Source organism: Pseudomonas sp. PD9R, from assembly GCF_019200975.1.
In the GTDB taxonomy this organism is placed as follows: Bacteria; Pseudomonadota; Gammaproteobacteria; order Pseudomonadales; family Pseudomonadaceae; genus Aquipseudomonas.
Genome location: NZ_JAHTMR010000003.1, coordinates 480,275 through 506,499 on the forward strand (window position 1 = coordinate 480,275; position 26,225 = coordinate 506,499).

Genomic DNA, 26,225 nt, shown 5'->3' on the forward strand with positions numbered 1-26,225 from the left:
CCACGCTGTCACGAATCTGGGAATGGTGAATGACAGAGTGTCACGCGGCGCAAAGAACGCTCGTTGCGGCCTTTTCATATAAGCTGCGAACAGACCCGTGTCCTAACCGTAGCGGAGAACAAGAACAATGAAGCCGGCCTTGATCAACGCCCATGCACAACAAGTGCTACAAGCCGTGCAGGGCACTATTGCCAGCCACAGCCCTGCTGCTGACCTGGCCATCACACGATCCTGGTGCCGGTGCCTGGATCAGTATCAGCTCGATCCCGCCAGCCGCCGCGCGCCTAATGTAGTTGAACACCCACGCTTGCAAGATCACCGCGCGCCACTGGAACACATCATTGGCATGGCGCACTGGCAGATGAGCAGTTTGCACCAACAACTCGGGCGTGACGGCCACGTGGTGTTACTCACCGATGCTCGCGGTGTTGCAATCGACAGTGTGTTCAACGAATCCGAACGAACCGAGTTCCAGCGTTCCGGATTGTGGCTCGGCTCGGTGTGGAGCGAGGATTGCGAGGGTACCAATGGTGTCGGCACCTGTTTAGTTGAGCGACAGCATGTAACCATCCGTCGTGATGAACACTTCCGCGGTAAGCACGCCGGTTTGACCTGTTCGGCTAGCCCGATATTTGATGCGAGCGGAGAGTTGCTTGCCGTGCTCAACCTCTCGTCTGTGCGGGAGGAGCACAGTCTGCAGCAACACTTTCAGGCCATGGCATTGACCAACCTGTCAGCCAAGTTGATAGAGAGCTGTTTTTTCTTGGGGCATGACCCGCAGCGATACCTGCTGCGCTTCCATCCTGAGGCAGGTTTCGTGGGGCTATTGGGTGAAGGTCTCCTCAGTTTCGACGAGAATGCTCGTATCTGTTCAGTCAACCATGTTGCGCTGGATCTGTTGGGCCTTAGCCGTGACCAAGTGGTGGGGCAATCTCTGGCGATGCTGTTGGAGACACCTATCGAACATGTGGTGAGTCAGGCCAGCGCACAGCCAGGTGTCTGTTGGCCAATGCGGTTAGTGGACGGACGTCTGTTCTACGGGCAGTTGCGAGAACCCTTACGTCAGACGCCTTTAGCCACTCCCGCAATTCCAAAAATTAACGATGAACGTGTGTGCATGGAAGATCCACGCCTGCAACGCGCCTTTGCTCGTGCGCTGCGCGTTTTGGAGCGTGATGTTCCAGTGTTTTTGCAGGGCGAAACCGGTACCGGAAAAGAAGCTTTTGCAGCGGCGCTGCATCGCGCCAGCTCTCGAGCGAGCCAACCGTTTGTGGCGATCAATTGCGCGGCCATTCCAGAAACATTGATCGAAAGCGAGCTGTTCGGCTATCGCGGCGGCAGCTTCACCGGCGCACGCAAGGACGGGATGATCGGTAAGCTGGAACAGGCCCACGGCGGCATTCTATTTCTCGATGAGATCGCCGATATGCCACTGGCGTTACAGACTCGCCTGCTGCGCGTGCTAGAGGAACGTCAGGTAGTACCGCTAGGGGGCGCGACGGCACGTCCGCTCGACGTACGCCTGATCAGTGCCAGCCACCAGGATCTGCAGGCCTGTGTAGCCGAAGGACGCTTTCGCGAGGATCTTTTTTATCGCATTGGGGGGTTCGCCGTGCAGCTCCCGCCGCTGCGTGAACGGTCAGACAAGGGCCTTTTGCTCGACCTGCTACTGCGCGAAGAGACAACAGGTGCCCGGATTCGGCTGGAGGCGGGCGTTAGAGAACGCTTGCTAGAGCAGCCTTGGCCGGGAAATGTCCGGCAGCTGCGTACGTGTCTGCGCACATTGGTAGCGTTGGCATTGGAAGGGCGTGTCACGCTAGACGACCTGGCTGAGTTGCTGCCGACCACGCCGGCGGCAGTCGCGTTGGCCGAAAATCCGCTCGGCGCATCCGAACGGCAGACGCTGCTGACGTTGATTGAAGCGGAACACTGGCACATCGCACATGTTGCTGCCCGCCTGGGAATCAGCCGCAATACGCTCTATCGCAAACTGCGCCATCACGGTATTTCACGACCCGGTTGAATGCGCAATGACCTCGCGCGGTTCCTGCCTGTTAGTCGTCAGGCATTAAGTACTGTTGAGAGGGTCGCGTAGAACTCGATGAGCCGCTGGGTCTTCGCAGGAAGCAGCCGTTTTTCAATCGGGGCGTAGACCGAGATGCGACGAGATGTGCCATATCCTCCCGGTTAGAAGGGGTATAACTATCAGAACAAAAGGCGGGTCAACCGGAATAGGCCCGCCAAAGACAACACCCAGACCAGGCGCCCAGGCCTGATCGGCGCCTACGGCGCGGAGCGATGTGATGAGTTCCAGAGCATGGCGATGGGCTCGCAAGAGCCTTCTTGGCTGCATTGAGCTGGCCTTGCTGGTCGTTCCACTGTGCGCCAGCGCCATGTTCAAGTGCCAAGCGAGCGACGGAGCCATCAGCTACGCCGGGCAAGCCATCGCCAGCGCCCACTGCACTCGCGTGAATGGCATGGCGGACGCCGGTGTTGGCGCCAAGGCCACGGCCCTGCCACGAGTTGTGCGGGGCGACGACTCCGGCGCGGTGCGGATTCGGGTGTTCACCTTCATCCATAAGGGTAAGCGTCAATATGTGAGCCGGCGCCCCGAAGGGATTTCCGCACGGGTTGATGTCCTTGAACTCTATTACATCAAGGGCTGCTATCTGTGCATGGCGCCGAAGGATTTCAAGGTGACCTCACTGAGCCTCGACACCCAATCCTATCGGCGGGAGATCGAAGCCGCTTCGGGTCTTTATGGTGTCGACAGGGCGCTGATCCGCGCAGTTATACATGCCGAATCGGCGTTTCGCCCCAACGCCATTTCCGAAGCCGGCGCCCAAGGGCTGATGCAGTTGATGCCTGCCACTGCCGAGCGCTTCGCCGTCGACGATCCGTTCGACGCACGACAAAACATTCGGGGCGGCGTGCGCTACCTGGCTTGGCTGCTCAAGCGCTTCAACGGCAACCAGATGCTAGCGCTGGCAGGTTACAACGCCGGCGAAGCGTCCGTGGTTGAGTACAACGGGGTGCCTCCCTACGCCGAGACGCAATCCTACGTCACCCTCGTGCAGTCCTTGACCGAACGCTATCGCAAACATCGCTAATACCGTGTGGCGCATAAACCGGAGTAGACAATACGCCGGGCGGGGAATGGCTCAACGGAATTCCACGCTCGCCGGTGTCTATCGACCCATCGCTGCCGGTGGCGACATCGAAGGCAACACAGCGTAATGAAGCTAGGGCGTAAAGCCCTAGCAGATAGCAAATATCACTTTTTCTTTTTCGCGGGCTTTTCTGCCTTCTCTGATTTTTTAGTCTTTTCTGGCTTGCTATCAGCTTTTTTTGCAGATTTCTTTGGTTCGGTATCTTTTTTCTTGTCTTTCTTTTCGGAAGATTTCGAAAGAGCCGACGCCGCAGCTGATTTCTTTACCGGTGATGACTTTTTGTCTTTCAATTCCTTGCTGGCTTTTGAAGACTCACCTTTGCTTTTCTTCTCGTCTTTGGCCATGTTGACCACCTCTCGGAGTATGCCGGTATAGGCACATTACCTGTGGGATTACCCACAAGCTGATCATTAGGCGAGCGCGTCCAGCAGCGGTTCAAATTTTCTTTGATGCGTCGAGAGGGGCTTTGGCTGATGCACTGCCTTTCGGCGCCAATATTCCCTCCCTGGGCACAACAGCCGTATCCCAGGTACAGGCGAACAGCCAACTCGAACCGCGTGTCGGTATAGACGGTGGTGCTGCAGCCAAAGCAGATCGACCCGCAGCACCTATGGCCGGCTTGCCCGGACCGGCAGCCCTGGATTACTTCAGTTTCGCCAGCATGGCCACGGCGACTGCCTTGGCCGACTGTGGGTTCTGGCCGGAAATGACTTCGCGGTCTTCGATCACGTTCTCGCTCCATGGCTTGGCTTCGGAGAAGTTAGCACCGGCTGCCGTCAGGCCATCCTGCGGAAACAGTTTCATATGGCCGCCGCCGAGGAAACCTTTGGCCTGCTCTTCTTCCGCGTCGGTGAAGGCGGTGACTTTGTAGCCCTTGTAAATCCAGTTGGCTGGCGCTGCGGGCTGTTTGCCCGATTCCAGCGCGGAGACGAAACCGTGCGCGTCCGGGATCGTCGACAACATGGCGATGGTGCCATGGCAGGTGAAGCCGGTGACCTTGCCTTTTTCATGGAAGTTGGTCAGCAGTTGGCCCAGTTGTTTGTCCTTCAGCAGATCCTGCATCGGGATATGGCCGCCAGGCACGAATACGGCATCGAACTTGTCGTAGCCGATTTTCTGAACCTGCGCGAAGCTGATTGCTGGCGAGCCGCTCTTCGAGGTCAGCTTCAGCGTGTCCAGCAGCGCGAGACTTTCCTGACGGGCCTTTTCATCGCCGCCCCAGAAGCTCACATCATTGGATTTCTGGTCCGCGGTTGGCGCCTTGCCGCTAGGGGTGGCAAATATGACGGTTTGACCGGCCGCGATGAAGGTCTGCACCGGTTGCATTAATTCGTTCAGGAAGAAACCGGTTTGCATGACCTTGGCGTCTTTCAGGTCCAGTTGAGCCTGATCCGACAGTACAACCAATACCGTGCCAGCGTTGGCATAGTTAGCGGCAGCAGTTAGCAGGGCGGCAATAATGGTTTTTTTCACGCGATTCTCCAGTAGGAATGGTTTGATGGCGCCATCTTATTACTAGAGCAGACGGGGATAGAGCCCATGAATTGAATTTCACTTATTACATTGAGTAATCAATAGTGAGGGCTTTCTGCAGCTGAACGGTTTGGCCACTTTGGCCGATCGCTACCTTTCGCGAAGGCTGAAATCGACCCACAGCCCGGATTGGCTTATCACTTCAATGCTTCGTTATTCGCCTTCCCTATCGCTCGAATTGGACCCTTGGTGCGTTCGATTATTTCGTAACCGCGAAACTGAACGCCTGTTCTTGCAGGCTCGTTTTGATCAATGCAGCCAGTTGTTGAATGGCGGGTGTCGGGTCGTCGCCACCGCTGTGAAGCACATAGCCAAGGCTTGGCACAGGGGGTAAGCCAGACACAACGGTGAGATGACTCGGCAACCCAAAGCGGGTTCGCAGCGTCAGGCCCAACCCGGCGGCAACGGCTGCCCAGATACCGCCGACGCTGGGGCTGGTCAGGGCGATCCGCCAAGGTATTTGCGCGGCATCCAGCGCCTGGGTGGCGGCGCTGCGCAACACGCAAGGTGCGTCGAAGACGATCAATGGCAGCGGCGAATCATCAAGGGCCGTCAGCAATGGAGTATCGCGGGCCCCGATCCAGTGCATCTGTGTTTCGCCCAGATGCGTGGCGTAAGGCGACGGGTGCCCTGTGTCCCATGTCAGCGCCAGGTCAAGATCTGCGCTGTCGACCAGCGCTAGCAGTTCAGCATTACGGGCGATCCTGACGTCGAGATTCACCCTGGGGTACGACTGGACGAAGCGTCGCAGGATATCGCTGAGGAGATGCTCCCCAAAGTCCTCTTGAAGACCAAGGCGTATGGTCCCGGCAGTCTGGCTTTCATGCAGCGTCTGGAAAATGCTGTCGTTCAGCTCCAGCAATCGACGGGCATGGCTGAGCAGTGTTTCTCCTGTGGGGGTCAATACCAGTCCGCGACCGGATTTAGCCAGTACCGGCGTACCGATCTGCTCTTCAAGTTTCTTCAATTGCGCGCTTACGGCAGAGGTTGACCGGCCAAGACGATCCGCCGCTTTGGCAAAGCTGTTGTACTCAACGCCGGCGACGAAGGTGCGCAATACATCAAGATCGAAGGTTGGACGGCGCATTCAATGGTCCACTAATTTGGGATGATTGGTTCAATTAAATCTGATATTCGGAATGATCGCGAGTTGATAGTTTTTCCCTGTCAATTGGGACATCAAAGGGAAAAACATCATGAATGCATCGATGGGCACGGGACGGGAACACCAGAGCCACTACCCGCAGAAGTTTGCCGAGCTGACCGACGACGTCTTGTTTGGCGACATGTGGACGCGTACGCAATTAAAGCCCCGTGAACGCAGTCTGGTCACAGTGGCCGCGCTGGTGGCGATGTACCGTCTGGAGCAACTGCCATTTCATTTGAAACGTGCACTGAATAACGGCTTGTGTGTCGATGAACTGGCCGAAGTCATCACCCATCTGGCGTTTTATTCAGGTTGGCCGACGGCCGCCTCGGCGCTGAATTTGCTCAGTGAACTACAGGCCAGCCTTGCAAAACCTCAGGAGTAATCATTGATGCCGTTTGCGCGAATTTCACTGCACCGGGGGAAGTCCGCCGAGTACTTACAGGCGTTGTCTCAGGGTTTGCACGACGCCTTGGTCGAGAGTTTCGAAGTGCCGAAGACAGATCGCTTCCAGGCCATTCACCAACATGAGGTCGGTGAGCTGATGTTTGATCCCCACTATCTGGGCGGGCCACGAAGCCATGACTTTGTGCTGATCGCGATTACCGCTGGCCGTCCTCGAAGTGTCGAGACGAAACAACGTTTTTACCGCGACCTGGTCGAGAGGTTGGGGCAGGAAACGGGGCTGAATGCGGAGGATGTCATGGTGGTGATCACCACCACGGCCGGTGATGAGTGGTCATTTGGAGGAGGGCGGGGCAACTAGCTCGGGAGAGTGCATAGCCTGCGGGCCTGCATAACGCGTCTATCAACGTCCCCCTTTACCGATTATTTACTTGTCCTCATACCTCATTTTCCAGCGAGGCTGGTTACGCTGCTAGCCATCTTAATCCGGACGAGTTTGTGAAACGAATGAACCTTCAACCTCGGTACTGGCTAGCGGTGGGTGCAGTTGTGGGCAGTCTGGGTTTGATCACTGGTTGTGCGGGTGATCCGCCAGACCCGCGGATCAGATTTACCGAGCGGGTCAATGAACATCTGGCCACCGCCTATCAACCGGCTCACAACGAAACCTCTGGCTGGGACGCAATATGGCAACTCGGTCAGCAATCGGTGGATGTGGCGTGGCTGGCACCGGCTACCCAGGCGCGCTTGCCGCTGATTATTTACTTGCCGGGCCTGGGTGAGTCGGCTTCAGGCGGAGAGGCGTGGCGCAGCGCTTGGGCACAAGCCGGTTATGCGGTGCTATCTGTTCAAGGGCACGCCTACGATAAGTCGATTTTTTCGTCGAGGCAGGCGTTGGATGGCAACTTCCGTGGAATGGCAAGCAGTTACTACACGGCCGCCGCCTTGCGCGACAGGCTGTCTACATTGCAGGAAGTCCTGACCGAAGTTCGGGCGCGGGCCGAGAAAGGAGACGCGCAACTGGCTGCCATCGACTGGAACCAGGTCGTGGTGGCCGGCTTTGATGTCGGCGCGCAGACAGCTGAGGCTCTGGCCGGCGCGCTGGAGCCTGGCGCTACGTCGGGCGTCGCGATTCAGCCTAAAGCTGTGTTGCTGCTCAGCCCTTATGTGGATGCCAACGCCCGGCGAGAAGTGTTCGCCCAAATGTCGGCGCCCGTGCTGTCGATGACCGGCCAGGAAGATGAAGATCCCTTCAACTGGGTCAGTTCTTACCGCCAGCGACAAGTGTTGGGCGAGTCGGTGACGGTGGCTGGCAGCGTTCAGCTAGAGCTGGACAAAGCGACGCACAAGACCTTGTCCGGAACCGAATTGTTTAACCGGCCATTGAAAAAGGCCGGCAAGGGCAGCGATGCGTCCAGCGGTGCTTCCAAGGGCAGCGGGCACAAGCACGGCGCAAAATCCGCCGGTGGTGCCCATGGTCCGATGGGCGAGCCATCCCCGGATCCCCAGCAAGTTGCTGCGATTGAGGCAATTGGTGTGGCGTTTTTGGACAGTCGCATCAAACACAACTCCGCAGCCACTGAATGGTTGCACAAAGGCGCGCCAGGTTGGCTGCATGGCGCGGGGCACTTGAAGTAGTTTGGGCAGGGCATCCGCTGTTGCCCGTGACCTGTACGGAACCGTGCGGGATGTGGTGTGAGAGGACGCCAGCTGTAAATTGTCCCTTTTTTTCCAGAGCGTCCGCACGCGGTCGATTTTTGCCTTTCGCGAAGGGGTGCAATCAATGCCGTGCCTTTTGCTAAGACCGCTCATTCAGCGCTACCCCTATGGCTGGCTCTCTCGCCAGCCATAGGGGGGATCACTAAGGCTCAAACCGTGAATCTGGACACCAAACCGTTGAGTGAAACCGCCAGACGCGACAGTTCCTGGCTGGCAGCGCTGGTTTGCGTCGCGCCGGCGGACGTCTGCGAAGCCAGCTCGCGTATGTTGGCGAGATTGCCATCCACTTCGCGAGCGACTTGCGCCTGCTGCTCGGCTGCACTGGCGATGACCAGGTTGCGTTCGTTTATCTGCGTGAATGAGCTGGCTATTTGATCGAGGGCCAGCCCCGCGGCCTGGGCAACTTCCAGTGTGCCGTGAGCGCGGCTATTGCTGTCTTGCATCGCACCCACAGCCTGAACCGTGCCTTGTTCGATGGCCTGGACCAATGATTCAATTTCCTGGGTCGAGCGCTGGGTGCGATGGGCAAGGCTGCGCACCTCATCGGCGACCACGGCAAAACCACGACCGGCCTCACCAGCCCGGGCAGCCTCGATGGCGGCGTTTAGGGCCAACAGATTCGTTTGTTCGGCCACCGTGCGAATGACATCGACCACTTGGCTGATATCGCGCACACGACCGGCCAAATTCTCCACTTCGCCAGCGGTGGCGGTGACGCCACTGGCCAATTCGCCGATCGCCTCGACCGTGCGCATCACCTGCTGCCGACCTTGCTGCGCGGTCAGGTCGGAGGCCCGCGTGGCGTCGGCTGTGGAGACCGCGTTGCGGGCAACATCTTCCGCTGCGCTGGTCAATTCGTTGATCGCGGTCGCCGCTTGCTCGATCTCACTGTTTTGCTGGTGCAGTCCGCGGCTGGCATCTTCGGTGACAGCACTCAACTCTTCGGCAGCAGATGCCAATTGATTGGATGATTCGGCAATGGCCACGATGGTTTGGCGCAGATTGCTCTGCATGGTTGCCAATGCCGCCATCAACCGCGCGGGCTCATCGCTGCCGATAACCTCGGTGCGTGTGGTGAGGTTGCCGGTCGCCACCGTCTCGGCCAACAGCACCGATTGGCGCAGCGGCAGGACAATGCTGCGAATCAAGCCGACGGCGACGACGCATGACGACAGCGCGACGACCAGCAACGCTCCAATAACGCCCGTGCGTGCACTGTTGAAAACGTCGACGCTGTGAGAGGCGGCACTGTGGGCACCACGGTCATTCAGATCGACCAGGTCGGCGAGTGTTTTGCTCAACACATCCGCCCGCTGGTTCATCTCGCCATTGATGTCCCGGGCCTCGTCGAGCTGATCCTTGCGCGACAAAACGAGTACTTTGGCCTGGAGCGACATATAGGCCGCTTCGGCGGTTTTGAGGCGATCGAACAGCACCTTGTCTTCATCGAGGAGAATGTTCTTTTCGTAATTATCGAGCTCTTTTTGGGTCTCGGCCTTGAGGAGGTCGATCTTGCTGTAGTTTTGCTCAAGGGTCTGCGGGTCGCGGCTGATCATCACGCGCAGGGTCAGGGCGCGGATACGTTGAACGTTTTGCGCGGCATGATTCAAACTCATCACGCTGGGCAACCAATCATCACTGATCTGTCGAGTGGCCTCACGCATGTCATCCATCTCCGACAACGCAAAGATCCCCAACCCGGCGGTCAACAACGCAATCAGGCTGAAACCAATAGACGCACGCCAAGCAATACTAATAGTCCTTAGCATATTTTGTTTTTCTTCTTTAGGGTTTTGAGCCGTTAGCTCCAGCCATAGGCCTTTAATGCAGTGATGCCAGTCGCTGGAAAGTGGAGGTGTACGGGTCATGAACTTGTGTCTTTTTGTTAGTGTTCACAGCGCTCTGAATAAGGTGATCGGGCAATCACCCGCACAATGAAATGTTTGGAAGTGCGGGGATGGCGGATACAGTTCGGTATCTCTACCAACGATTCGTTTTACGTTGATTTTGTTGTGAGTGACCACGCATTCCACGACAGTTTCTTTCCATTTCATGACAGATATCTGAATCAAGCGGCACAGCATCTCTTGATCGCCTTTGATATCTGTGTGTCACGCTGGCCTGAAGAGAAACGGGACTATGGTCCGTTGAGAGAGTGGTCGTCGGAAGCGGGGATGTCGATGTGGTTAACACGGACGTGGCCATGTACACACCTGGCATCACACTCAATTGAACAAGTGGGCGATGTCAGATGTTCATAGGCCGCTGGCAAGTCCACCGCAACGGCGCATCAGGCGGTGGTGGAGATGGCTCGTGCGACAGGTCGGCGATTTCGAAACCCTGCGCCTTGGCATGCGCCAGGCGCACGGTGTTGACGTCACCGATGATCACCACTGCCGCGCCCCACAGGCGAGCAGACGCGGCTGCGGCCTGGCACCAGACCGGTTTGAGCGGTGGTACGGCCGCGCACCATGTGCTGGTCGGAGCCACAGATGTTGGTGGAGATCACCTTGAGAATGACCGCATGCTCGATTTTGAGACCACGCGGGTATTGCATTTTCGGGTAGTCGATTTTTTGTACTTCGACTTTCCCGGAGCCGAGATAAACCACGCCACGATTGCCAGACATGCTTTTTTACTTGAGGAAGTTTCTGTTATGTAGCGGTGCCAATTGCTGCCTTTGGGCCTAAAACTCCTTGGAACCGAGTCTTTGGTTAGAAAATGGATCAACGCATCAGTACAAAAATGAGCACGCACACTCAGTGAATATGCGTGCGCTGTGCGTTCAAGAGGTGGATTGGCGAAGTTGCCCGATAATTCGGCGGGCGCGATTTGCACCGACATCGACGTGGATGTCGATCATTGGGCGCGCACCGAAACGGCACATGTTCTGGTACTGGGCTTCGATAATTACCTTGTCTTCATCGAAGGTCATTATCGTTTGCTCAACAACCTTGGCCTTGATGGCTTCGGGATCGCTTTGTGGATTGGTGGCGATAGTCCAGAAGTAGTGACTGGTGGTTTCGGTTTCTGGCGTTACCCCGTGGAATCCGCGCATATGAAAGCCACCACGATCGGGGTCATCCAGAGCATCGGTCCCCGCATCCACGGCACCGGTCCAGATACGCAGATGACTGACGTGAAATTCGATTTCCTGCCAACGGTCCACGGTGCCTTTGAAGGGGTAGGCGGCCGTGTAGGTGGGGGGTGGAACCGAGTCCGGCATATGGCGCACGACCCGCACCACGTTGCCTTCACTTTCCACACTCATCCGGGCATTCATATGGATGCTGGCGTTACCACCGATGGTGCGCAGGTGGACGTAACCCAGATGACTCAAGTCCATGAGGTTGTCGTGGATTAACTGATAAGGCGCGTTGTAGTGGTAAACGTCGCCGTCGAACAAGTACTTGCCACTGCTGTGAACAGGGTAGGTCGGCGGCTCGCAGTTCGGCTCCGGTTGAAGCTCGCTGCCAAACCAGATCCAGACGATCTGGTCCTGCTCGCGCACGTGGTACGCGGGCACTTTGGCCTTGCTCGGTATCTTGTCCTGGCCCGGGATTTCAACGCATTTTCCTCGTTCATCGAACAGCAGGCCGTGGTAGCCGCAACGTATGCCAGCGGCTTCGAGCGTGCCGTTCGACAGTGGCAGCGCCCTATGGCAGCAGCGGTCTTCCAGCGCGGCGACCTCGCCGCTTGTCTTGCGAAACAGTACGACAGGCTTGTTGAGTAGCGTCCGGCCGACGGGTTTGTCCTTCAACTCCCATCCCAGGGCTGCGACGTACCACTGGTTGAGGGGGAAGCTGGGTAAGTCAGGCACCGGAATTTCTTCGGCAAGCGTTTGGAGAGTAGATGTGTTCATGGCGTTCTCCATGTTGATGGTGTTGTTTGAGTTCACAGATCAAGAACAAGGCGTGACGATTTGGCGCGCGAGCAGCAGGGGGTAAAGCGGTCGTTTGCGGCTTGTTCGGACTCTGTCAGGAACTTGTCCCGATGTTCCGGGATGCCCTTGAGTACACGGGTTACGCAGGTGCCGCAGATGCCTTGCTCGCAAGATGACTCGATCGCTATACAGGCCTCGTCGAGCACTTCAAACACCGTACGTTCGGCAGGTATCTGAAAAACCTGTCCAGTGCTTGCCAGCTCAACTTCGAAGGGCGCATTGGCGCTTTCATCGATAGGGGCTGCGGCGAAAAACTCTTTGTGTACCTGGCTCTGCGACCAGCCAGCGTTCTGCGCAGCATTGAGGATGTAATTCATGAAACCGGCCGGCCCGCACACATAGAGATGGGTGCTAGCGTCTGGGGTTGCCAGCAAGGCCGACGCATCCAGCTTCTGTCGTTGAGCGCCGCTGTCGTCATGAAACTTTATGCGACCGGCGAATGGGGTGTGCGCAAGCATCGCCACGAACGCTGCGCGTTCACTGGATCGAAAGCAGTAGTGCAACTCGAAGTCGGCCCGTTGATGTGAAAGCTCATAGGCCATGGCCAGCATGGGCGTGATGCCGATACCACCGCCGAACAGCAGGTGTCGGTTGGCGGAGCGATCAAGCGGGAAAAGGTTGCGCGGTGTGCTGATGGTGAGCGTTTGTCCTGACCGTATCTGCTCGTGCATGGCCTTAGAGCCGCCACGGGAGCTCGGGTCCTTGAGCACGCTGATCAAGTAGCGATGGCGCTCCTTGGGATCGTTGCACAAGGAGTATTGCCGGGTGAGGCCCTCGGCAATGTGGATGTCGATGTGAGCGCCGGCCTCGAACGCCGGTAGCGCACTGCCGTCTGCTGCACATAATTCGAAACTGCAGATGCCTTCGGCTTCATCTGCTTTGCGGGTGACGTTGACTTGAAGCATGACCTGTCCCTCCACACTGAAGTGGCTGCTGAAAAAAGCATAAGTTAGAGCGTTAGCTGAGGACGGGTCAGCCGGTCGCTGGCACGTGGGGGACGACCCTGTGCGTAAGCGAGGCGAAGGGAATGAAATTGAAAGTGTTCATGACCACGACCTGATAATTATTTTTATGCGGTAGGGCGACGGCCTATCATGCAGGCAATCACCCGTGACGTTCGGTAGAGAAATCCTCCGGTCATTTAGTTGCGGTGTCAACTAATATTCAACGACCCGCCGATGCAAGGTGTTTGCTCAATGTCCGCAGAATCCCAACTGAATCTGACTCGTTACGTCCCGGCACTCCTGAATTTTTTGTCCAATAAACTCTCTGCCGGGGCCTCACAGTGCTATCGCAAGCATTTCGGCATAGGGGTCGTCGAGTGGCGAATGCTCTCGATGCTCGCCGTGGAAAATGACATCACCGCCAATCGAATTTGTCAGACGATCGGTCTCGACAAGAGCGCGGTCAGCCGTTCACTGCAGTCCCTGGAAGTGGCAGGGCACATTTGCAGCCAGGTTGATTCCAAGGATGCGCGGCGTTACACCGTCAGACTGACTGACAGCGGAAAAGCGTTGCATGATCGAGTGTTGAAGGTTGCACTGGAACGAGAGCGGCGGCTGCTGAGCGGGCTCTCTGCCAAGGAAGTGGACACCCTTATCGAGTTGTTGGGGCGAATGCATGCCCAAGTCTCCAACGTGAACGATTACGACCCGGTAGACGCTTGACCCTGCGCTTGATGGATACAACTTCTGTGTGTGGTGTCGCTTCGTGACACCACACATCTTGCTGCTGAATCACCCTTGACTACCTCGGACGCCGCCTTGCGTGCGCGCCCATCTGCGCCCCTTGGAACTCACTCGCCTGCGTTTCAGATATCGCGTTTGCCGATAGGTCACATCCCGACAAGCGATTAGTCAGCGCCGCTGTGTCACAGGCAACCTGTGCCCGTCGCTCGGTCCATCCCGCCAATTGACGCGCGCCGGTTCAAGCCGCCATTCCCGGCCGCAGGTGGTGGGTGACATTGCCAATAAAAACTAAAAGAAGGCTCGTTCGATGGCTACTCACTTCATCGCCGCATCGCGGCGTGCGCCTTTCATGACGAACCACTTCTTGGGCGATTTGCTCAGCCGGCTCAGTGTTGGCGGCAAGTTGTTGCTCGGCTTCGGTCTGGTGCTGATCTGCACGATGGGCATGGCGTTCACCGCGTGGTATTCGTTGCAGGTAACGCAGTCGAGCGCCACACAGTTACGCGTGCTGGATCGCCAGAAAGATAACCTCGCCCAAGCCCGAGTTGCAGAGAAGGATTTCGGTTTGCAGCCGTCAATGGAGAAGGCCAGGCAAGTTGAGGAATTTCTGCGCCAGCTTCAAATCGGCTCGCCGCTTGAGCACGTGGGCGAAGACTTCGGGCGTACGCTTGCGGACTCGTCCGACGGTTACCTGAAGGCGTTTCAGGCATACGCCGAGGCGCGTCAACAGGCGTTACAGGCGAGGATGCGCATGCAAGTGCTGGCGGAAACCACGGGACACCGTTTCAGCGAAGTGTTCCTCGACCAACTGGACGGTATCAATCTGAATCTTGAGCAACACAACCTGCCCGACACGCAGTCAATGCAGCAGTTGGAGGAGGCGGCGTCGTTACGCGAGCGCTTGGCCAATCTGCGCGGCAGTGAGCTGTATTTTTCCCTGGATCCGCAGACGCGTTACCGCGACGACTGGGTCAACCGAGTCAATGAACTGGGTACTGCGTTGAGCAGCCTGAGTTCGCAACTCGACGGGGATCGTCGTCGTGCACTGGATGAGGCCAGCGCAGCGTTGACCGAATATCGTCAGGCATTTTTGGCTTATGCCGTCAGCGGTGAACAGGCCATGGCGCAGCAGGTGAGCATGTCGAACTCGGCAGAGAAAGTGACGGCGCTTTTGGAAGACGAGCGCGTCAGGGCCGCGCACTCTTATGAATCCCTCCGGCAACGCCTGGACCTGCAACTTGCCGCAATGGTGCTGCTGGCAGTGGTCCTCAGTATCGTTGCGTGCCTTGTGATCCGACGCTCGATTGTCTTGCCCCTGAAGTTGATGCTGGGCCTGGCACAACGGGTGGCCGCAGGTGATCTGAAGGATCGTCCCGCACAGCTCGGTCGGCAGGATGAGTTAGGCCAGCTCAGCCGCGCTATCGACCTGATGTTGCAGGCGCTGCGCAGTCTTGTGGGTCGGATCGGCAGCGATGTGCAACAGCTTGACGCTGCCGCCGCCACGTTGGGCGCAATGGTGCAGCGCACAGGGCAGGGCGTGCGTGCACAGCGCGAACAAACCGCTGAGGCGGTTGAGGCCATGCAGCATATGACCCGAGCCGCTGTACAGGTCAACCAGCAAGTCGCAGGCAGCCAGGTAACCTTGGGCGAAGCCTGCGAGCTGATCCATCAGGGGGACGATCTGGTACGTCAGGCTAGCCAAAGCTTGCAGCGGCTGTCGCGGGAAATGACCAGCAGTGCGAGTTCCATGCAACTGCTGAAAACCGAGAGCCAGGCGATTACCGGCGTGCTCGACGTGATCAGCACCATCGCCGAACAGACGAATCTACTGGCCTTGAATGCGGTCATCGAAGCCGCACGCGCCGGTGAGCAGGGGCGCGGATTTGCTGTGGTGGCGGACGAAGTGAGGGCGCTCGCCAGTCGAACGCGAGCATCGACTGGCGAGATCGACAGCATGATTCGACGTCTGGGCGAGGTGACTGGCGATACCGCCGCCAGTCTTTTCGACAGTCAGCGCCTGACAGATGAAGGCGTTGATCTGACCGTTCGCGCGAGTCGGGTTCTGGATGCGATTACCGAGGCCATTTCGCGTGTTGAACACACCGGGAAGAGCATTGCCCACGCCGCATCGACTCAACACGACATCGTCTGCCGGGTCGATGCAGTCCTGGGTCAGGTTGATGGGGTGGTTGAGCAAAATGCCGAGGAGTGCGCTCGGTTGGAATTGGCTAATGGCAACTTGCAGCGTCTGAGTGTCAGCCTGGGTGAAGCGGTTGGGGCGTTTCAAAGCGACCCTGTAGTTTGAGTATCCCTCAGTGATGGTTGTTCTTTCTTCCCAACTAAAATGGACACTGCATGCGTTATCGACGTCTTGACCTGAATCTGCTGGTAGCCCTGGATGCCTTGTTGAGCGAATGCAGCGTCAGCAGGGCCGCCGAACGTTTGTGCCTGGGCCAGTCGGCAGCCAGTTCGGCGCTCGGGCGTTTGCGTGAGCATTTCAATGACCCGTTGCTGGTTCAGGTAGGACGACGTCTGGAACCCACGGCGTTGGGGCTGGAGTTGCTGCCCAAAGTGCGTCAGGCGCTGGCACTGACACGGGAGATTGTCGATGCCCCGGTCAATTTTGAACCTGCCAATTGCATTCGGCACTTCACGTTGGTGGCCTCCGACTACGTGGCTGGCGTGCTGCTGCCGGCGGTCAGTCTTGAATTGGCCCGAATCGCGCCGGGCGTGCGCTTGAGCCTGCGGGACATGCCTGTACCGCGCGATGGTGATGTGGTCAGCGAAGCGCTCGATTATCGTCGCAGTGATTGCGTGATTGTGCCTCAGCGACGGTTGAATCCGGCTTACCCCCATCTACCGTTAATGAGTGACCAGCTCTGTTGCATCGTCTGTGCTCAGCAACCGCAATACGCCGATGGTCTGAGCCTTACCAATTATTGCGAGGCGGAGCACGTAGTCCGCGAGTTTGCCGATGGCCGAAACCTGGCGATGGATGCCGTGCACCTGCATGAACTGGGTGTTCAACGGCGAGTGGCGGTGGCCCTTGAAAGCTTCGTGCTGATGCCCGAATTTATCGTGGGTACCGCGCGGATCGCCACCGTATTTCGCCGGCAGGCGCAGCGTTTCGCTCAGCATTACCCACTGCGAATTCACCCAACACCGCTGGCTTTTCCCGAGGCTGTCCAGGTGATGCAATGGCATCCCTATCAAGACCATGACCCCGCCATGTTGTGGTTTCGCGGCCTCTTGCTGGAACAGGCCGCGTTGCTTGATCAGCCGGGCAACTGATCACCGTTATCCGCCACCAACCCAACCTGTTCGATAGCCTGTAACGCACAGCGTTCGTCATTGTCCGACGTGTCGCCGCTGATGCCGATGGCCCCGAGAAGCAGCCCCTCGGCATTGCGAATCAACACTCCGCCGGCGACAGGAATCACCTCGCCTCCAGTCAGGCTGTTGATGGCGTCGAAAAATGCCGGCATCGCTTGAGCACGCCGGGCCAGTTCACGTCCCCCAAAACCCATGCCGAGGCAGCCTCGGGCCTTTCCGGCGGCGATTTTTGGTCGAAGAAAACTGGCGAGTTCATCGCGCAAGACGGCCAGTGGATGACCGGCGGCATCCAGCACGGCGACAGCCAAGGGTTTAATCGCCGTTTCTCGGGCGATGCGGATAGCGCTGCTGGCGATGTTGATGGCGGTCGACAGGTCGAGTTGTTGCATGGCGTTGGTCCTCATTGAGCCCACTTGCCCAATTGGGCAACGCGGTCGCGGGTGTAAAGGTCTGTCCATTTCAGCGAGTTGAAGTCAGACACCTGTTTTGGGTTGTAGGGGCTGCGCTCCATGGGCACGGGGCGGCCGGCCTTGTACACGGCTTTTAGGCACGAGCGGTCTTGCAGAATGCGGATGTCGTGCAACGGTGAACCGTCGAGTAACAGGAAGTCCGCTTGCTTGCCAACTTCAAGGGAACCGAGGGTCTCGCCACGCGGCATGCAGCGTGCGCCGACTGCCGTGGCGGCATACAACGCTTCTGCCGGTGTGAAGCCCAGGCGGGTGACCAACAGTTCCAACTCACGAGCGTGCCACTCGCCGTAAGGCGTCACCGCAAAACCGCTGTCGCTGCCACAAGCGAAAGGCACGCCGGCGGCCTTGGCACGTTTGAGCACGGCCGAACCCACTTCCAGGGTGCGGGCGCAGTAGCCGGCGTAACCGGTACTGATGGCCGGATCGTGGGGCTGGCAGAAGTCCACGGTGTTTTGAGGGAAGGTCATGGTCGGCGCGAGAATGCTACCGGCTTCGAGCAAGGCTTCGATGCACGCGTCGTCCATATAAAAGGCATGAAACACCAGATCAACACCGGCGCGCGCGGCGTACATCACCGCTTCGCGGCCATAGGCGTGAGTCGCCACTTTGCAACCCAGTCGATGCGCTTCTTCGACCATTTCGTAAGTTTCTTCAGCGGTGAACGCGGCAATGATTTCGCCATTCGGGCGGCGGTGGGTGCCATCCATGGCGATCTTGATCAGGTCGACACCATCCTTGGCCTGTTTGCGGATTTCGGCCAATGCTTCGCTGCGGCTGGTGACCAGCCGCGCGGTGAAATATTCCGGCGCACCCACGCGGCTCGGGAACCAGTCGTTGAGGCTCTGCCGATTGGTAATGACCCGGCTGCTGGCGGCAATGCGCGGGCCCTCGAACAAACCGGCGGCGATTGCATTGCGCACGGCGATGCTGAGCTGGCCGCTATCGCCCGGGCAGACCATGCTGGTCACACCCGCGGCCAGCACATGTTGGGCGAAGAACATGCCACGCAGCGCGCGGAACTCGTCACTGGTCCAGATATCGATGTCTTCTTCGCTCTGCGCGTTACCAAAGGCCAGATGGGTATGCACATCCACCAGGCCCGGCATGACAAAGTTATCACCGGCGTCCAGAACGGTGTCTCCCGGTTGCGATTGCGGCGCCAAGGCGGTTGGGCCGACATACGACAGCAGGCCGTTTTCCACGACCAGGGTTTGCTGTTGACGGGTTTCCAGGCCAGTACCGTCGAACAAGGTCTGGCATTTCAGGTGCAGGGCGTTCATGGCGTTTTCACTTTGCTGATTGTTATGCAAAGCGAGGCTAGGGCGCGGCCATGGACACCACCAGCCACTTGCATCAATGCGCGCGTATTGATGGCGTCAATAGCGGCTGCACATCAGCAGCGGCGGGGCTTTGCGGCGAAGAGTGACCTCAAGGGGCGAGTATCGCGAGTCACGATGGCTGGCATCGCGATCGGCGATTTTTTATCGGCCGGGTCGGGCGTCTATGGTGCGCGCTCGTCATCCACAGAGATCCCTTCATATGACCATCGCCACTGTAAAAGCCCAACTCCTGGCACTTGAGCAAGAACGCCGCCGGGCCCTGGTTGAGGAAGATTATTCGCGCGTCGCCGAACTGTTCGCCGATGACCTTGTGTACGTGCACACCACCGGATTGGTGCAAGGCAAGGCGGACTACCTGGAATACGCCAAAAGCGCAGTGCAGTATCTGGACATTGAACGTGGCGAACTGCTGATTCGCTTCTACGGCGAGCGCCTGGCGATCATGACCGGTACGCAGTGCAACACCTTGCGTAAACGCGGTGGTGACCAATCGATTCGCGGTGAAGGCTTTGCCACGCAGGTCTGGGCACTCGGTGCCGAAGGTTGGCAGATCAGCTCGTTCCATGGCACACGAGCGCCCAACTGAATTCGTTTGCCCCACAACGAAAAACGCCGGAAACCCCAAGGCTTTCCGGCGTTTTTTTATGCTTCGCGAAACCTGTTAAGCGGTGTGGCCACCCAGCGTTTCGGCAATCCAGTCAGCGATGTAGTGACCGGCGTTGATGCTGTTATCGAAGCTGGAATGCTGCACGCCACCTTCGCGCTCGGTGAAGATCTTCAGTTCGCGCTTAGGGCTGTTGACCAGTTGCTCGTAAGTGCGCTGAGCCCACTTCAGCGGGATTTGCGAGTCCTTTTCGCCATGGGTCACCAGGAACGGCACCTTGATGCGATCGAGTACGCCATCCAGATGCACGTTTTCGGCGATGGTCATGAACTCATCCATGTCTTTTGCCCCCCACACCCAGCACACGTGCGCCCAATAGTGCGGTACGGGGAAGCTGCCTTCTTTTTCCAGTCGACGTTTTTGCACATCGCGCCAGTCATGGTTTGCGCCCCACACCACGCCGCAAGCAAACCGTGGTTCAAACGCCACCGCACGCGGGCAGTAATAACCGCCGAGAGAGACGCCTTCCAGGCCAATACGCTTGGCATCCACGTCGCTTCGGGTTTCCAGCCAGTCGACTACGCGGCTGGCCCAATGCTCGCTGTCGAAACGGGCAATCAGGTTATGCAGGCGCAGGGCTTCACCCGTGCCGGGCTGGTCGATGATCAACGATGAGATGCCGCGTTTCGCCAGCCAGGCCGGCAGGCCGACGCGGTATTTCATTTCTTTGGTTGAATCCAGTCCGTTGACCTGCACCAGGATCGGTGCCGGACCGGTTACGCCTTCGGCGCGCACCAGCAGGCCGGAAATATGTTTGCCCTCGTAGGGGATTTCAACGCGCTCACAATTCTCGCGTGACAACTCGATGCCGCGTTTGAAGGTCTGCAAAAAACGCTGGTACAGCTCATTCCGGCCCGGCGCGCCATGGGCCTGCAAACGTTCGCAAGTGAGGTAATAAGTGGCGGCGCGGTTGTACTTTTCGCCTGCGGACAGCAGCCGGGCATTACCTTCATCTTCCTCAGCCAGGCCACACAGTTTGTCTGCCATCTTCGCCCAGGTTTCGCGGAACGCTTTGGTTCCCGCTGCGTCGGGCTGCTGGGCGGCTTCCTGCAAGGGCGCGCACATCTCTTCGATTTCGCCCATGCGGGCGCCCATCTCGATGGCCAGGTCGACAGAAAGATTCCACACATAATTGGTTGGAAAGTAACGGAACATGATGGTTGTTGTCCTTGTGATTGTCTTGACGTTCACAAAGCACGTTAAGGACGCACCGACTAATTGGCCAATCGTGCCTCAGGATGGGAGGTATCGCGACCGGCGATAGAAGGGTTTTCCAGGTGCTGGATAAATTCGCTGATGCGTTCGCGCAGCCAGCGGTGCATCGGGTCGCCCTCGACGGTGCGATGCCAGAGCATGACCTCGCGCATGACAGGGATCTTCACCGGTGGATTGAGGATGCGCAGCGGCAAGTGCTGGGCGTATAGCCGTGCCAGACGCCGGTGCATGGTGGCGATGCGATGGGTGCCTACAACCAGCTGCGGCAGTGTGTTGAAGTCGTTGGTAATGACTTCGATACGGCGGTTGAATCCGTACTGGTTCATGAACCACTCTTCGATGCTCAAGTGCCGGCTGCGACCAAAACCGACAGAAACATGCCCCATTTCCATGTACTGCTCAAGGGTCAGGCTGTCACCGACCTGGGTATTGCCGTCCCACACCACGCAGACGTGTTCCTCTTCGAACAGCAGCTTGTGGGGATGGCCGTCGATGATGTAGCGCTCAGGCACGATCATCAGGTCAACCTCACCGCGAATCAGCAACTCACCGGAATTGTCGCCGGGGCCGAGCATCTCGAAGGTGATGTTGGGCGCTTCCTGGTGGATTTTTTGAATGACCTGGGCAAACAGCACGCTGATCAGGTAATCCGAGGTCACCAGGCGAAAGTGACGTTTGCTGGTGGTGGGGTCGAACACGGGCTTGGCAGTGATCGATGACTTGATCGTCAACAGCACCTCACGGATGGGCGTGGCGAGCTCCCTGGCATAGGGCGTGAGTTGCATTTTTCGGCCGACCTGCACCAGCAGTTCGTCTTCGAAATAGGTACGCAGGCGTCCCAATACACCGCTGGTGGCAGACTGCGTCATGTGCAGGCGTTCGGCGGCGCGGGTGATGTTCTGTTCTTCGAGCAGCACATCGAGTGCGACCAACAGGTTCAAATCCAGGTGGTTAAAACGCATCAGGCACGTCCGTTTTTTGTATTTATTTTGGCGATACATTCGGATGAATACATCAGCGCGTCAACCTCCCGCTGTTTCTTTTCCTCTCCTCAAAAACGCGCGCCCCCAGATTTTCTGGTATCGCGTTTTCTGATAGGTCGCATCCCGACATGCGATTAGTCAGTTGCTAAACCGCCCGGCAATCTTCGTGGCAGTCGGCACCCTTGCCGACACCACCACCGGACCCCTTGCATCACTGACGGGCTTATCGAGCCTGCGGCCGCTTCGTCCGGATACTAATTTCAATGGAGTGGTAGCCATGAACATCCTTGGCCTTGATGCCCTGATCTTTGGCGTCGATGACATCCAAGCCTGTACCGATTGCCTGCGTGACTACGGCCTGGCCCCTGTCGCTGTCGACAGTAACGGCGGGCGTTTCGAAGCACTGGACGGCACTGCCGTGATCATTCGGCGGTCGGACGACCCTGACTTGCCTGCCGCCATTGGCCCGGCACCCTCGATTCGCGAAACCGTTTATGGCGTCGCCAGCGCTGCCGACCTCGATGCCATCGCAGATGAACTGGCGCGAGATCGTCAGGTCACCCGTGACGGCAACGGCGTGTTGCACAGTGTCGACGACATGGGTTTTGCGATTGCTTTCCAGGTCACAGTCCGCAAGGCGTATAGCGCTCCGGAAGACCTGACCAACGCCGCCGGCCATGCGCCACAGCGTCCGCTTAATCAGCCCGGCATCACGCTCGAAATGAATGCCACGCCGCGCACCTTGTCGCACGTGGTGTATTTCGTCCCCGATGCGGCCAAGGCCGAAGCGTTCTATGCCGAACGCCTGGGCTTTCGAACCACAGACACCTTTATCGGCGCAGGGCCGTTCATGCGCCCGGCAGGTTCCGATGATCACCACTGCCTGTTCATGATCCAGACCCCACCACACATGAAGGGCTGCGAACACTTCACCTTCCACATGGGCAGCGGTACCGAAGTGTTGTTGGCCGGTACGCGCTTCGAGCAAAAAGGCTGGACCAGTTTCTGGGGCCCTGGCCGCCACCTCTTTGGCTCCAACTGGTTCTGGTACTTCAACAGTCCGCTGGGCTGCCACATCGAATACGACGCGGACATGGACAAGCACGATGACGCCTGGGAGGCGCGCCGTGCGCCACTGTCGGCGGATAACTCGCAGCTGTTCCTGTTCAACTCGAAAGAAAAATGGGCACCGGGCGGCCCGCCACCCAAGCACGGCTGAGTGCGGGTGTTGACCATGAGCCACAGCGATTTTTTTCTGTGCCGGATGGACGAGTTGGCAGAAGGGCAGGCGCGCGGTTTTGACCCGTTGCAGCGCGGCAAGGACAGTGTTTTTGCCTTGGTGCACGAGGGGCAAGTGCGGATTTATCGCAACAGCTGCCCGCATCTGGACGTGCGCCTGGAGTACCGAAAGGACCGGTTTTTGTCGGCCGACGGCCAGCTGATCGTCTGTTACGCCCACGGCGCGCAGTTTCTCCCGAGCACCGGCGAATGTGTCTACGGCCCATGTCTGGGCCAGGGCCTGGACGCGTTGCCATGGCGTCTGGAGGAGGGCTGGCTGGTGCTGGAAATGCCGAGATCTACCGCGTTATCGGGGCCGGTCGAGGTATCGCGTTTGGCGATACATCGCATCCCTACTCGCGATTAGTCAAATCCCTGCTTTGACGGGAAGCTGGACCTAACGACGTAGCGCCCGGCGCTGCATCGAATCACAAGAATAAAAAGTGAGTAAGTCATGAGTGCAGTGAACAAAGTTCTGATCGTGGGTGGTGGGATTGGTGGCTTGTGTGCGGCCATCGCACTGCGGCGCAAGGGCGTTGAGGTCGACCTGATCGAGCTCAAGTCAGAGTGGACGGTTTACGGTGTCGGCATCATCCAGCAGAGCAATGTGGTTCGCGAGATGGCCAAGCTGGGCGTGCTCGATGGTTATCTCGATGCCGCGTATGCCTTTGAAGACGTCGCCATCTATGGCCCGGCCGGTCAGCAACTGGCGCGCATCCCGGGTCAGCGTCTGGCAGGGCCTGCCTATCCGGCGAACGTTGGTATCTCCCGTTTGGCGCTGCATAAAGTGCTCAGCGAAACCGCCCTCGAACTGGGCGCCAACGTACGCCTGGGACTCAGTGTCGAATCCCTGAAGGACCTTGGCGACAGCGTTGAAGTGGTGTTCACCGATGGCAGCAGCGGGGGGTACGACCTGGTGGTGGGTGCCGACGGTTTGTTCTCCAAAGTTCGCGACCTGCTGCTTGGCGATACGTACCAACCGAGGTTCACGGGCCAGGCGGTGTGGCGCTACAACTTCCCACGCGACCCGCACATCGATCACCTCGCCAACTACCAAAGCGCCGACGGTAATGCCGGGCTGGTGCCGTTGGCCGGTGACCTGATGTACCTGTTCCTGACTTCCCACGAACCCACCAATCCGTGGATGGACCCGGCCACTCTGGCCGAGCAAATGCGTCAGCGCCTGCAAGGGTTTACCGGCCTGATCGGCGAACTGCGTGAACAAATCACCGACAGTAGCCAGGTTGTTTACAAGCCGATGGAAGTGGTTTTCGTCGACGAGCCTTGGTATCGCGGCCGCGTTCTGTTGATCGGTGATGCGGCCCATGCCACCACGCCGCACCTCGGCCAGGGCGCCGGCATGGCGATCGAAGATGCCATCGTGCTTAGTGAGGAGCTGACCGGTGAAGGCGATATTGAGCAACAGCTCAAGCGCTTCATGGAGCGCCGTTTCGAGCGCTGCAAATACATCAGCGAAAGCTCGGTGTTGGCCGGCGACAAAGAGATGCAGCACGACCGCGACTTCGACCGCATCGGGCTGGTCAAGCAGATGCTCGCACGCACGGCCGAGCCTATCTGATTCAACGCATCCACAGCAGTTACCACTATAAAAACAAGAGGTTAACGCGATGGTCAATTCCACGACTGCGACGCTTGCGCGTCGCCCGGTCAGCACGTCTGCACCCTTTGGTTTCAGTTTGGCGGCGGCGTTGGTGCTGTGCAGCCAGGCTGCCCATGCCTTTCAAGTGGATACCGGCAATCCGGATTTCAGCCTGCGTTGGGATAATACGGTCAAGTACAGCGCCGCATGGCGCACCCAGAACCCCAGCAGCAAACTGACTGAAGGGCAGGTGGCACTCAATCAGGACGACGGTGATCGGGCCTTCAAAAAGGGCTTGATCTCCAACCGCACGGACATCCTTTCCGAACTGGATATGTCCTTCAAAAACGTCGGCGCGCGCCTCAGTGGCGCCGCCTGGTACGACACCGAATATCAGCAAGACAACGACAACACTGATCCGACACGCGCCAACGCCCGTTCCGTGGCCTATGACGAATTTACCGATGACACCCGCCACTTGCACGGCGGTGACGGCGAATTGCTCGATGCGTTCGTGTACTGGAACGGCGAGTTGGGCGATCACGCCACGTCAGTGCGCGCCGGCCGCCACGGGTTGGTCTGGGGCGAGAGCCTGTTCTTCGGTGCCAACGGCATTGCCGGGGGCATGGGGCCGGTCGATGTGGTCAAGGCGCAGTCCGTCCCCAACACCCAGTTCAAGGAAATCACCCGTCCGGTCAATCAACTGTCGGGGACTTTCCAACTGACCGACGCCGTGTCGCTCGGCGCCTTTTACCAACTCGAATGGGAAGAGACGCGCCTGCCCGGTGCCGGCAGTTATTTCTCCACCAGCGACACCATCGGCGAAGGCAACGAACGCTTGATCGTGGGAGCACCTTTCCCCGCATTCCTCGGTGGCAATCCCAACAGCCCGGCGGCGTTTTTCCATGGCAATGACAAGGAAGCGAAAAGCTCAGGGCAGGGCGGTCTGCAGTTGAAATACAACGCGGAGACTGTCGAATACGGCCTTTACGCGATCCAGTACAACGACAAGACCCCCAAGCTGTATCTCAAACCTTCTACGGGTGTGCCGAACTTCAGTACCGGGCAAATCGGTGAGTACTACTGGGTGTATCCGGAAGACATCCGCGCCCTGGGCGCCAGTTTTTCCACCACCGTGGATGAATACAGTTTCGCCGGTGAAGCCTCGATGCGCTGGAACATGCCGCTGGTTTCCAACGGTCAAACCGTGTTGCCCGGTGTTGACGCTGATAACGACAACAACCCGCTTTATGCCGTCGGCCGTACCGCCCACATCAACCTCAACGTACTGGCTTCGTTCGGGCCGAACTTCATTGCCAATGAGTCGGGACTCGTCGGTGAGGTTGCCTGGAACCGTCTGCTCAGCGTCACTAAAAACCGTGCAGCGCTTGACCCCAATGCCACCGATGACGGTCTCGGTTTCAAGGTGGTTTACACCCCGACCTACCGCCAGTTTTTCTCGGGCGTCGATATCGGCATCCCGGTCGGCCTCAGCTACTTCCCCCTGGGCAAATCCGCGGTGGTCAGCTCGTTCGGTCCGGACAACGGTGGCGATATGAACATCGGCATTACGGCCACCTACCTGGATCGCGTGACCGCGGGCCTGACTTACACGCACTACTACGGCCCCGAGGACACCAACCTCAATGGCGCCAACGAGTTCAATTTCAAGCAATCGCTGAAAGACCGGGACTACTTGTCTTTCTCCGTCAAGACCACGTTTTAAGAGGACTTGCG

General features: G+C 58.2%; 25 protein-coding genes and 2 pseudogenes. 14 read left to right on the forward strand and 13 right to left on the reverse strand.

The genetic code is table 11. From position 1 onward, the window contains the following. Positions 1 to 166: 166 nt before the first annotated feature. Positions 167 to 376 carry a hypothetical protein gene (locus tag KUF73_RS31545; RefSeq protein ID WP_305516100.1) on the reverse strand — a complete coding sequence of 70 codons (210 nt, stop codon included), beginning with the start codon at positions 374 to 376 and terminating at the stop codon, positions 167 to 169. On the opposite strand from KUF73_RS31545, the gene KUF73_RS09745 reads away from it, so the two are divergent. Together KUF73_RS09745 and KUF73_RS09750 are read left to right on the forward strand one after the other, a co-directional pair. Then, a complete protein-coding gene (locus KUF73_RS09745; RefSeq protein ID WP_305516101.1) occupies positions 362 to 2,023 on the forward strand; it encodes a sigma-54-dependent Fis family transcriptional regulator in 1,662 nt (553 codons plus the stop codon). The two genes, KUF73_RS31545 and KUF73_RS09745, sit on opposite strands and share 15 nt — an antisense overlap. Before the next feature lie 280 nt (positions 2,024 to 2,303). After that, positions 2,304 to 3,110 carry a lytic transglycosylase domain-containing protein gene (locus tag KUF73_RS09750; RefSeq protein ID WP_218437823.1) on the forward strand — a complete coding sequence of 269 codons (807 nt, stop codon included), beginning with the start codon at positions 2,304 to 2,306 and terminating at the stop codon, positions 3,108 to 3,110. 164 nt (positions 3,111 to 3,274) lie between these two features. Here the strand turns inward: KUF73_RS09750 and KUF73_RS09755 are convergent, their stop codons facing one another. The 3 genes from KUF73_RS09755 to KUF73_RS09765 form a co-directional block, all read right to left on the reverse strand. Beyond that, entirely contained in the window at positions 3,275 to 3,523 is a 249-nt protein-coding gene (locus tag KUF73_RS09755) for a hypothetical protein (RefSeq protein WP_218437824.1), read from the reverse strand. A gap of 289 nt (positions 3,524 to 3,812) precedes the next feature. After that, positions 3,813 to 4,643 carry a type 1 glutamine amidotransferase domain-containing protein gene (locus tag KUF73_RS09760; protein ID WP_218437825.1) on the reverse strand — a complete coding sequence of 277 codons (831 nt, stop codon included), beginning with the start codon at positions 4,641 to 4,643 and terminating at the stop codon, positions 3,813 to 3,815. A gap of 259 nt (positions 4,644 to 4,902) precedes the next feature. Further along, the gene (locus KUF73_RS09765) at positions 4,903 to 5,790 is read right to left on the reverse strand and encodes a LysR substrate-binding domain-containing protein (RefSeq protein ID WP_218437826.1); all 888 of its coding nucleotides are present in this window, start codon (positions 5,788 to 5,790) and stop codon (positions 4,903 to 4,905) included. A 109-nt stretch (positions 5,791 to 5,899) separates the two neighbouring features. On the opposite strand from KUF73_RS09765, the gene KUF73_RS09770 reads away from it, so the two are divergent. The 3 genes from KUF73_RS09770 (at position 5,900) to KUF73_RS09780 (ending at position 7,893) form a co-directional block, all read left to right on the forward strand. Then, positions 5,900 to 6,235 (forward strand): carboxymuconolactone decarboxylase family protein, encoded by a 336-nt coding sequence (locus KUF73_RS09770; RefSeq protein ID WP_218437827.1) that lies wholly within the window; start codon positions 5,900 to 5,902, stop codon positions 6,233 to 6,235. 6 nt (positions 6,236 to 6,241) lie between these two features. Continuing rightward, on the forward strand, positions 6,242 to 6,616 hold the full coding sequence (locus KUF73_RS09775; RefSeq protein WP_218437828.1) for a tautomerase family protein: 375 nt from the start codon (positions 6,242 to 6,244) through the stop codon (positions 6,614 to 6,616). A gap of 146 nt (positions 6,617 to 6,762) precedes the next feature. Next, positions 6,763 to 7,893: an alpha/beta hydrolase gene (locus tag KUF73_RS09780; RefSeq protein ID WP_218437829.1), complete on the forward strand. Its 1,131-nt coding sequence runs from the start codon at positions 6,763 to 6,765 to the stop codon at positions 7,891 to 7,893. A 230-nt stretch (positions 7,894 to 8,123) separates the two neighbouring features. Here KUF73_RS09780 and KUF73_RS09785 read toward each other — a convergent pair whose 3' ends face one another. From KUF73_RS09785 to KUF73_RS09805, 5 genes and pseudogenes are all read right to left on the reverse strand, one after another. Further along, on the reverse strand, positions 8,124 to 9,743 hold the full coding sequence (locus tag KUF73_RS09785) for a methyl-accepting chemotaxis protein (RefSeq protein ID WP_218437830.1): 1,620 nt from the start codon (positions 9,741 to 9,743) through the stop codon (positions 8,124 to 8,126). Positions 9,744 to 10,221: 478 nt separating this feature from the next. Then, positions 10,222 to 10,365 (reverse strand): hypothetical protein, encoded by a 144-nt coding sequence (locus KUF73_RS31655; RefSeq protein WP_218437914.1) that lies wholly within the window; start codon positions 10,363 to 10,365, stop codon positions 10,222 to 10,224. A gap of 1 nt (position 10,366) precedes the next feature. Beyond that, positions 10,367 to 10,603 (reverse strand): annotated as a pseudogene (locus KUF73_RS09795) (formaldehyde dehydrogenase, glutathione-independent); the annotation flags it as partial. Between the two features lie 156 nt (positions 10,604 to 10,759). Continuing rightward, positions 10,760 to 11,836, reverse strand: coding sequence for an aromatic ring-hydroxylating dioxygenase subunit alpha (locus tag KUF73_RS09800; RefSeq protein ID WP_218437831.1), 1,077 nt, complete (start codon positions 11,834 to 11,836; stop codon positions 10,760 to 10,762). A 32-nt stretch (positions 11,837 to 11,868) separates the two neighbouring features. Further along, positions 11,869 to 12,822 carry a PDR/VanB family oxidoreductase gene (locus tag KUF73_RS09805; RefSeq protein ID WP_218437832.1) on the reverse strand — a complete coding sequence of 318 codons (954 nt, stop codon included), beginning with the start codon at positions 12,820 to 12,822 and terminating at the stop codon, positions 11,869 to 11,871. Between the two features lie 291 nt (positions 12,823 to 13,113). Between KUF73_RS09805 and KUF73_RS09810 the strand changes: the two genes are divergently transcribed. The 4 genes and pseudogenes from KUF73_RS09810 (at position 13,114) to KUF73_RS09820 (ending at position 16,896) form a co-directional block, all read left to right on the forward strand. Next, on the forward strand, positions 13,114 to 13,584 hold the full coding sequence (locus tag KUF73_RS09810; RefSeq protein ID WP_218437833.1) for a MarR family winged helix-turn-helix transcriptional regulator: 471 nt from the start codon (positions 13,114 to 13,116) through the stop codon (positions 13,582 to 13,584). Positions 13,585 to 14,851: 1,267 nt separating this feature from the next. Further along, a pseudogene (locus KUF73_RS31660) lies at positions 14,852 to 15,040 on the forward strand (HAMP domain-containing protein); the annotation flags it as partial. Between the two features lie 78 nt (positions 15,041 to 15,118). After that, entirely contained in the window at positions 15,119 to 15,910 is a 792-nt protein-coding gene (locus tag KUF73_RS31665) for a methyl-accepting chemotaxis protein (RefSeq protein ID WP_371135439.1), read from the forward strand. A gap of 50 nt (positions 15,911 to 15,960) precedes the next feature. Continuing rightward, the gene (locus KUF73_RS09820; protein ID WP_218437834.1) at positions 15,961 to 16,896 is read left to right on the forward strand and encodes a LysR family transcriptional regulator; all 936 of its coding nucleotides are present in this window, start codon (positions 15,961 to 15,963) and stop codon (positions 16,894 to 16,896) included. Here the strand turns inward: KUF73_RS09820 and KUF73_RS09825 are convergent. After that, positions 16,881 to 17,327, reverse strand: a complete 447-nt coding sequence (locus KUF73_RS09825) for a heme-binding protein (protein ID WP_218437835.1) — start codon at positions 17,325 to 17,327, stop codon at positions 16,881 to 16,883. The two genes, KUF73_RS09820 and KUF73_RS09825, sit on opposite strands and share 16 nt — an antisense overlap. An 11-nt stretch (positions 17,328 to 17,338) precedes the next feature. Next, complete coding sequence (locus tag KUF73_RS09830; protein WP_218437836.1) at positions 17,339 to 18,688, reverse strand: amidohydrolase family protein; 1,350 nt, start codon at positions 18,686 to 18,688, stop codon at positions 17,339 to 17,341. Positions 18,689 to 18,947: 259 nt separating this feature from the next. Between KUF73_RS09830 and KUF73_RS09835 the strand changes: the two genes are divergently transcribed. Beyond that, complete coding sequence (locus KUF73_RS09835; RefSeq protein ID WP_218437837.1) at positions 18,948 to 19,334, forward strand: nuclear transport factor 2 family protein; 387 nt, start codon at positions 18,948 to 18,950, stop codon at positions 19,332 to 19,334. Positions 19,335 to 19,409: 75 nt separating this feature from the next. Here the strand turns inward: KUF73_RS09835 and KUF73_RS09840 are convergent, their stop codons facing one another. Then, a complete protein-coding gene (locus tag KUF73_RS09840; protein WP_218437838.1) occupies positions 19,410 to 20,567 on the reverse strand; it encodes a S9 family peptidase in 1,158 nt (385 codons plus the stop codon). A gap of 59 nt (positions 20,568 to 20,626) precedes the next feature. Continuing rightward, positions 20,627 to 21,589, reverse strand: a complete 963-nt coding sequence (locus KUF73_RS09845; protein WP_218437839.1) for a LysR family transcriptional regulator — start codon at positions 21,587 to 21,589, stop codon at positions 20,627 to 20,629. 298 nt (positions 21,590 to 21,887) lie between these two features. Between KUF73_RS09845 and KUF73_RS09850 the strand changes: the two genes are divergently transcribed. The 4 genes from KUF73_RS09850 to KUF73_RS09865 all read left to right on the forward strand — a co-directional run bounded on the left by KUF73_RS09850 (position 21,888) and on the right by KUF73_RS09865 (position 26,214). Next, positions 21,888 to 22,829, forward strand: a complete 942-nt coding sequence (locus KUF73_RS09850) for a VOC family protein (protein WP_218437840.1) — start codon at positions 21,888 to 21,890, stop codon at positions 22,827 to 22,829. Between the two features lie 15 nt (positions 22,830 to 22,844). Next, positions 22,845 to 23,255, forward strand: a complete 411-nt coding sequence (locus KUF73_RS09855) for a Rieske (2Fe-2S) protein (RefSeq protein ID WP_218437841.1) — start codon at positions 22,845 to 22,847, stop codon at positions 23,253 to 23,255. Positions 23,256 to 23,342: 87 nt separating this feature from the next. Then, positions 23,343 to 24,467 (forward strand): FAD-dependent oxidoreductase, encoded by a 1,125-nt coding sequence (locus tag KUF73_RS09860; RefSeq protein ID WP_218437842.1) that lies wholly within the window; start codon positions 23,343 to 23,345, stop codon positions 24,465 to 24,467. A gap of 49 nt (positions 24,468 to 24,516) precedes the next feature. Beyond that, positions 24,517 to 26,214 carry a DUF1302 domain-containing protein gene (locus tag KUF73_RS09865; protein ID WP_218437843.1) on the forward strand — a complete coding sequence of 566 codons (1,698 nt, stop codon included), beginning with the start codon at positions 24,517 to 24,519 and terminating at the stop codon, positions 26,212 to 26,214. Positions 26,215 to 26,225 lie beyond the last annotated feature (11 nt).